The organism is Acinetobacter sp. 479375 (genome assembly GCF_000581715.1).
GTDB classification, from domain to species: domain Bacteria; phylum Pseudomonadota; class Gammaproteobacteria; order Pseudomonadales; family Moraxellaceae; genus Acinetobacter; species Acinetobacter ursingii.
This window is the reverse complement of the sequence record NZ_JEZN01000064.1, coordinates 1-2,047: the sequence shown is the minus strand read 5'-3', so window position 1 is coordinate 2,047 and position 2,047 is coordinate 1. Positions and strand designations below refer to the sequence as shown.

At 37.0% G+C, this 2,047-nt stretch carries 3 protein-coding genes and 1 tRNA gene; 1 reads left to right on the top strand and 3 read right to left on the bottom strand.

The features are described 5' to 3' along the window. From J500_RS16755 to J500_RS16745, 3 genes are all read right to left on the bottom strand, one after another. On the bottom strand, window positions 1-475 hold a 475-nt coding region (locus tag J500_RS16755), incomplete at its 3' end, for a ParA family protein (protein ID WP_034700731.1). Between the two features lie 80 nt (window positions 476-555). Further along, window positions 556-948 (bottom strand): SirB2 family protein, encoded by a 393-nt coding sequence (locus tag J500_RS16750; protein ID WP_004995485.1) that lies wholly within the window; start codon window positions 946-948, stop codon window positions 556-558. An 18-nt stretch (window positions 949-966) separates the two neighbouring features. After that, on the bottom strand, window positions 967-1,275 hold the full coding sequence (locus J500_RS16745) for a BolA family protein (RefSeq protein ID WP_004995482.1): 309 nt from the start codon (window positions 1,273-1,275) through the stop codon (window positions 967-969). Window positions 1,276-1,476: 201 nt separating this feature from the next. On the opposite strand from J500_RS16745, the gene J500_RS16740 reads away from it, so the two are divergent. Next, window positions 1,477-1,552 (top strand) — tRNA-Gly (locus J500_RS16740). The last annotated feature ends 495 nt before the right edge of the window (window positions 1,553-2,047 follow it).

The following is a 2,047-nucleotide window of genomic DNA, read 5'->3' as shown; positions in this document are numbered from 1 at the left end:
AATTAAAAGCAGGTGGCGTATCGATATAAATCCGATCATATTGACTGCTGAGTTGTTGCAAAGAATCGCGTAATTTATAAATCTTATGTTTGGACTCAAGCGCATGCTCTAATGCACCCAGTGTTGGGCTGGCTGGAATCACGTCCAGCTTTGGAAAAGCCGTATGATGCACAAAACTTTCCAAGCCTTTGGCGCGTGATTTTAAAATTGAACCAATGGCATTACCAATCAACCCTTTTGGTTGATTATTACCTAAGACATCATCAAAAAAGTTTTCGATGTTCGGCTCTAAGGCATTTTTATCTGCGGAGTAAGTCGCCTGTTCACCTAATAGGTATTGGCTAGAATTGGCTTGTGGATCTAAATCAATCACCAGTGTTCTTAAGTTTTGCGCAGCACTAATTGCTGCCAGATTTACCGTGATACTTGATTTACCCACACCGCCTTTTTGGTTGAAAACCACCCGTGTAAACATGCTTCCCTCATCACTATTTTTTCAAACTTGTTTAGAGTTTAACCTAGCCAATCGATATAAATGCAAAGAATGTCAAACAATTAACCAAAAACTGGCTTGATCATGACTAAACCCAAAATAGCAACAAATGCCACACAGCCAATGACCAGACCTGCTTTGCGCTGTACCACTAAAATAGACTGATCCTTTTTAAATGCTTTACTGAAAGACGAAAGCATTACCACAAACAGAATAATTTTGGCATAAAACCACGGCTGCATTTGAAAATGATTCAGCGATAACAAAACAAGTCCCGTAATGACAACAAGCGTAAATCCTGAATGTTGCAGGGCAATCCAGAGTTTATTGGTCGCAGGAGACTCAGACTGATCAGGCGTAGTCATCCATAAAGGCATAGAACGAATCAGCACAGCTATTGCTGCAAGTGCCAATGCAACCAGATGAATGACAAGGACGAATAAATGTATATCCATTTTTATCTATCAATTTGTTTAATTTTTAGGTGCATGCGCACATTCAGGACTATCGGGTACTTGGCCTTGCCATTCATCTGGCGTATAGGCATGAATCGCCAATGCATGAATTTTACCAGGATTCATTAAATCTGTTGCGACTGCATAGACTTTTTGGTGACGTTGCACCAGTCGAAGTCCCTGAAAAATTGGACTTACAATAGCGACTTTAAAATGACTTTCTTTACCCGGAAAGTAACCACCGTGACCCGCAGACTCGTTGATCACTTCAAGATGCGTGGGTTGCAATGTATTTAAACGTTCAATCAGTTGTTGTTCGAGCGTCATGATCAGTTACCTATTTACATAGAAAGATGGATGGAAGTATAACGTGCCTAAGATTAAAACACTGAAAAACACATAAAAAGTGAGTCAAATAGAATAACTCAGGCGATCAGAGCGCGAATATGATTTTATTTTATGCAATCAGCAGCATTATTTGCATAAAGTGGTTGACCCTTGATTTGCTTAATGTATTATAAGCGGCACGCGGGAATAGCTCAGTTGGTAGAGCACAACCTTGCCAAGGTTGGGGTCGCGAGTTCGAGTCTCGTTTCCCGCTCCATATTCTAAAAAGCCTCAATCGAAAGATAGGGGCTTTTTATTTTTGATTTATATAATTTTTTTCTTCTTAATAAAGCCGTGATCGTCTTTGTATTCTCGATATCACGAAGTCATATTAAAAAACTTTTGTGACCAAATTGTGCCCACCTTATAAAAATGAGCTCAATTGACCTTAAATGATTTGAAATTATGTACAAAAAAAACTCTAAAAAATGAAGTATTTAAGATCAATTTTTCTCTCTTTAGATGAGGTCAAGGAGTTATATATGGCAAAGAAAATCCCCAAAAAATATATAAGAAAAAAGTGATATTTCATCCATAAAATACACTTATTAATCTTTTATTTAATGTAATTACTGTTATGTATGATTGATATAAGAATATGTTTTTACAAACAATTATGTATTTAACAATTCGTTGAAACGGTGATAAAGCTAAATCGAAAATAATTTGGTTGTATTTGTGATCAAGTTAAATAGCTATTGCTAATAACACG